The sequence below is a fragment of the Patulibacter medicamentivorans genome, assembly GCF_000240225.1.
Classification (GTDB): Bacteria; Actinomycetota; Thermoleophilia; order Solirubrobacterales; family Solirubrobacteraceae; genus Patulibacter; species Patulibacter medicamentivorans.
In genome coordinates, this window is record NZ_AGUD01000026.1 from 1 (window position 1) to 4,113 (window position 4,113).

Sequence of the window (4,113 nt, forward strand, 5' to 3'; positions counted from 1 at the left end):
GCGCGTGCAGCGGGCGGCCGCCGCGGGCCCGCTCGGCGAGGCCCCGCAGGACGGCGGCGGCGATCAGGTAGCCGCTGCCGTGGTCGAGCGCCTGCGCGGGCAGGGCGCCCGGACTGGTCCCGCCGTCGGGCGAGCAGGCGACGGCGATCCCGGTGGCGGCCTGGACCAGGCTGTCGAAGCCGCGGCGCGCCCCCCAGGGGCCGCGCTCGCCCCACGCCGACAGGGTCGCGACGACCAGCTGCGGGTGGCGCTCGGCCAGCGCGGCCGGGTCGAGGCCGAAGGCGGCGAGGGCCCCGGGCCGGTAGCCCTGGACGACCGCGTCGGCCCCGGCCAGCAGGTCCTCCAGCGTCCGTCGGTCGTCGGGGTCGCGCAGGTCGAGCAGCGCGCTGCGCTTGCCGGCGCCGGTGTCGAGCACCTGCAGCGGCAGCTCGGGGCGATCGGGACGATCGATCCGCAGGACGTCGGCGCCGAGCGCGGCCAGGTAGCGCGTCGCCACCGGCCCCGCGATCACCCGCGTCAGGTCCAGGACCCGCAGGCCGGACGCCGGCAGCCCGCCCGCGGCGAGTCCCGGCAGCGCCCGGACGTCGCGCGCCGGGCCGGGCAGCAGGTCGAGCAGCCGGCCGTCCGCCAGCGCCGCGCCCGGCGGGCTCGCCGCCCAGTCGCCGCGATCCCGGACCGCCGCCGCGCAGCCGCCGGCCGCCACCACCGCGTCCTCGACCTCGATCGCCCGCCGCTCGGCGACCGCCGCCGGGACCCGTCCGGGATCGTCGACCGCCAGCGCCCGCAGCAGTGCCGCGCGGTGGTGGTCGTAGTTGGCGTGCAGCCGGATCCAGCCGTCGGCGGCCGGCAGGAAGCGCGAGAGCGGGTCGAACGGCGATCCCGGCACGGCGCCGTCGAGGCGGACATGGCGCTCGCTGGTGAAGGCGACGGCGACGTGGGCGGCGTCGAGCGTCGGGGCCGGCGGCGGCGCCCCGCGCGCCTCGGCCAGCTCGGCGGCGGCCAGCAGCGCGACGCCGGCGGTCGCCCGCGCCAGCGCATCGACCGGGAGCGGCGCCGGCAGGTAGCGCCGCTCGTGGCCGTCGCGATCGCGGGCCCCGGAGATCCGCAGCCCCGCGGTCCTCCCGGCGCTGCCCCCGAGCGCCGCCCACGCAGCCCGCAGCATCGCGCCGTCCCGCCCGTCCCGCCCGTCCTGCCCGTCGTCGGCCGCGGGCTCGGTCATCGCGGTCCCGCCGAGGCGCGTCGCGCGGTGGACCGGGCGGAGAGCGTCGCGCGGCCCATCGCTAGAAGACGTCGACCGTCCAGGGCGCGCGGGCGGTCCGCAGCGCCAGGTCGAGGGTGGCGACGGCGCCGGGCTCGTGCTCGACGACGACGCCGGCGGCGGCCAGCGCGGCGACCCGCACGCCCCCCAGGTAGGCCGACGCCAGGTCGCGGTCGGCGATCGCCAGGTCGGCCGGCCGCTCGCTGCGCTCGGCGACGCCGGCGCCGTCGGCGATCCGCAGCGCCCAGCGGCCGTCGAGCCCCGGGTCGCCCGGCGCGTCGACCTGCAGGACCAGATCGGCGTCGGCGGCCCACGAGCGGCCGGCGACCGCGGCCGGCAGATCGAGGATCCGCAGCCACAGCGCGTCGCCCTGCTGGATCGTCCGCATGGCCCGCGGATCGGCCGGCGCCAGCTCCAGCTCGTCGTCGAGCGGTCGCTCGTGGAGCTCGACCCGGGTCGCCAGGTCGATGCTCGTCAGGAAGGCGAGCAGGGCCCGGCCGGCCTCCGGCGTGGCCGCGATCAGCTCCTGGACCTCGACGGTGGTCTGGCCGATCCCGCCGACCGGACCGCCGGCCACGTCCTCGTGGACGCGGTAGAGCGCGTAGCCGTCCTCGCCGCACGCGACGAGCCGCTTGGGCGCCCCGTCGGCCGGTCGCTCGTCCTGTGCGTCGCTGAGGATCCGGGTCGTCCACCAGGCCGGCGGGCGCGACATGATCCCCGCGCGCTGCCGGCGGGCGCGGTCGAAGATCGCCGCGGTCAGCGGCGCCGCCCCGGCCAGATCGACGAGCCGCAGCGACGGATCGGCGACCGGCGACCGCAGCGGCACCCCGCCCGCCAGGTCGATCCGACTGCGGCGCGTCCAGCTGGCCGGCCCGAAGCCGAACCGCCCGTAGATCCGGCCCTCGGACGCCCACAGCGCCGCCAGCGGCTCCCCCCGCTCGCGCGCGTCGGCGACCAGCGCCTTCATCATCCGCCGCAGGATCCCGCGCCGGCGGTGGGTCGGCAGGACGGTGACGAGCGTGATCGCGGCGCACGGCAGCTCCCCGCCGGGGACCGTCAGCCGCCAGCCCCACGCCGACGAGGTGCCGACGACCTGGCCGTCGTCGAGCGCGATCCGACTGCGGTCGAGCTCGAACCGGTCCCGCAGCCGCAGCCGGGACGCATCGCTGCGATCGCCGTGGAAGGCGATCGCAGCGGCGTCCAGCAGCGCGCCGAACTCGTCCTCGGTGGCCGCACGCACGGCCAGGCGATCGCTCATCGCTCGACCCTATCGCCCGCCGGACGGCTGCCGGCCGCGACGCGAAATCACCGTCCGCACGGGGCCCGCGGCGCCCGCCTTCTACGCTGACGCGATGGCCGAGACCGCCCCGCCCACCCGACCGACGCAGGTGCTCGTCGTCCTGGACGCCTACTGCGGCTGGTGCCACGGGTTCCGCGACGCGTTGCTCGGCTTCTGGGAGCGCCATCGCGAGGACCACGAGTTCGTCGTCCTCGCCGGCGGCCTGGTCACCGGCGATCGGGTCGCGCCGATCGCGAGCTTCGACTTCATCCCCGACGGCAACCGGCGGATCGCCGAGCTGACCGGGGCCCGCTTCGGCGAGCCCTACCTGGAGCTGCTGGCCGACGGCTCGCTGGTGATCGACTCGACCGACGCCGCCCGCGGATTCACCGCGCTGCGCGCCCAGGCCCCCGAGCGCTCGGTCCCGCTGGCGGTCGCGATCGCCGACGCCTTCTTCCACGACGGGCGGTCGCTGTCGGACGTCGCGACCTTCCGCGCCGTCGCCGTCGACCAGGGGCTCGATCCCGACGCCGTCGAGGCGGCCTTCGAGGACCCCGCGACCGCCGCCCAGGTGGCCGAGGAGTTCGCCGCCGTCTCGCGGATCGGCGTCAGCGGCTTCCCGACGGTCGCCGTCAGCCACGGCGACCACCTGCACGCGATCGCCGTCGGCTACGCGACCGGCGAAGAGCTGGAGCAGCGCCTGGCCGCGGCGGCCCAGGCCCACTGATCGCGTCGTCGGTCGGGGCGATCCCCGACCGCGGACGGCGCCGGATCCTCCTCTCGGCGGAGGCCGCCCGCTGCCCGGCGCGTCAGACTGGGGACGATGGCTGACGCGCGCCCGGCTGCGGGTACCACCCTCGCCCGCCTGCTGGTGGCCGCCGGCGTCGCGCTGGCCCTCGCCGACGCGTCGGTGGTGACCCTGGCGCTGCCCCAGATCCTGACCCGGCTCGACACGTCGATCGACGGCGTCGCCGCGGTGATCGGCGTCTACACGGTGGTCCTCGCGGCGGCCGTGCTGGTGGCCGTGCCGCTGCGCCGGCGGCTCGGCAGCGCGGCGCTGGGAGCGGCCGGGATGCTGCTGTTCGCGCTGGCCGGCGCCGCCTGCGGGCTGGCGGAGTCGCTGGAGCTGCTGCTGGCCGCCCGCGCCGCCCAGGCGATCGGGGCCGGGGCCGGCCTGGTCGCCGGCTACTCGCTGCTGCACCGGACGCGCCAGATCGGCCAGCGGGCGGACGCGCTCTGGATCGCCGGCGCGGTCTTCGGCACGGCCGTCGGGCCGGCGCTCGGCGGGGCGCTGACGGAGCTCTTCGACTGGCGGGCGATCTTCCTGGCGCAGGCGCCGATCGGGATCCTGGCGGCGCTCGCCTGCCTGGCGCCGTTCGGGTCCCCGGTCCAGGCCGACGCCGACCCCGACGCCAGCGCCGACGCCGACGCCGACCCCGACGCCAGCGCCGACGCCGACGCCGACGCCGACGCCGACGCCGACGCCGAGCCGGACGATCCCGCCGCCCGTCCGTGGCCGATCCCGCCCGTCGGCCGCCAGCGATCGACGGCGCGCCCGGCGGCCCACGACGCGCCG

At 78.4% G+C, this 4,113-nt stretch carries 4 protein-coding genes; 2 read left to right on the forward strand and 2 right to left on the reverse strand.

Features of this window, described 5'->3' with window-relative positions; genetic code table 11:
* Nucleotides 1-1,219, reverse strand: a 1,219-nt coding sequence (locus PAI11_RS03545; protein ID WP_050897087.1) for a CoA transferase, incomplete at its 3' end; no start/stop codon positions are given.
* Between the two features lie 61 nt (nt 1,220-1,280).
* On the reverse strand, nt 1,281-2,516 hold the full coding sequence (locus tag PAI11_RS03550) for a GNAT family N-acetyltransferase (RefSeq protein ID WP_007570926.1): 1,236 nt from the start codon (nt 2,514-2,516) through the stop codon (nt 1,281-1,283).
* A 94-nt stretch (nt 2,517-2,610) separates the two neighbouring features.
* Between PAI11_RS03550 and PAI11_RS03555 the strand changes: the two genes are divergently transcribed.
* The gene (locus PAI11_RS03555) at nt 2,611-3,264 is read left to right on the forward strand and encodes a DsbA family protein (RefSeq protein ID WP_007570928.1); all 654 of its coding nucleotides are present in this window, start codon (nt 2,611-2,613) and stop codon (nt 3,262-3,264) included.
* Between the two features lie 96 nt (nt 3,265-3,360).
* Nucleotides 3,361-4,113 (forward strand): MFS transporter (locus PAI11_RS03560; RefSeq protein ID WP_138974075.1); only part of this gene is annotated, 753 nt, incomplete at its 3' end.

Bases quoted from the DNA above. Each gene is read 5' to 3' on its own strand.
- PAI11_RS03555 (WP_007570928.1), top strand. From the start codon at position 2,611: ATGGCCGAGACCGCCCCGCCCACCCGACCGACGCAGGTGCTCGTCGTC.
- PAI11_RS03550 (WP_007570926.1), bottom strand. From the start codon at position 2,516: ATGAGCGATCGCCTGGCCGTGCGTGCGGCCACCGAGGACGAGTTCGGC.